This window comes from Glaciimonas sp. GG7, from assembly GCF_052976905.1.
In genome coordinates this window covers 1-671 of sequence record NZ_JBRIIQ010000229.1, presented here as the reverse complement: position 1 = coordinate 671, position 671 = coordinate 1, and the positions used below count along the sequence as shown (strand labels likewise).

General features: G+C 53.7%; 1 protein-coding gene. It reads right to left on the bottom strand.

Annotation, left to right across the window (positions count from 1 at the left end; all coding sequences use genetic code 11):
* Window positions 1-129 precede the first annotated feature (129 nt).
* Complete coding sequence (locus ACVBEF_RS21315) at window positions 130-360, bottom strand: hypothetical protein (RefSeq protein ID WP_447125891.1); 231 nt, start codon at window positions 358-360, stop codon at window positions 130-132.
* Between the last annotated feature and the right edge of the window lie 311 nt (window positions 361-671).

The window sequence follows — 671 nt, the reverse complement described above, 5'->3', positions numbered from 1 at the left end:
TTTGCTTCGCCAAAAGAAAGTAACCAAAGAAAAGGCGACCGCAAATGCCGCTGCCCCTGTCGGGGTTCCCACATTTTCCTACCGCCAGCCGGGTCTGATGACCAACTCGCCTTCGGCTCAAACATGTCATCAGCCTGATCCGTCTGGCGGCAGGAAAATGTGGCAGCGCCAATGACGGGGTAGGTCAAGTGCCACTTCAAAAGCAACGGCAACGTCAAAAGCAACGTCAACTGTGGCTGCGCCTGCAAGGTCAAAAGCAACTACCACTTCAAAAGCAACTGCAACTGTGGCTGCGCCTGCAAGGTCAAAAGCAACTTCAAAAACAGCCGTTCGAACTGAATGACCGATCACGATATCCACAAAGCATTTGCCGCTTCAAGGACTAAAAATGGCATAAAACTGCAATCACAAAAAAGAGCAATTTACCGGTTGACCGTCTCCCTTCGGCGGAGGTATCGTGTCACCGTTCCTCTCATAGGAACACAGGCTTGAGCGCCTGTTCAGTGAAACCCCGGACCGCGTTGCGGTCTGGGACCTAAGTTCGTCCTCTCTGGGCGACAGTGGTAGGGAAGCCCTCGGGCTTGCTGGTTTTTGGTTTCACTCCCAGTCGCTCAACCCCGTCATTTGTCGCCCACCCCGTTATCCGACGGGACTGGCTAAACCCAGCAGAC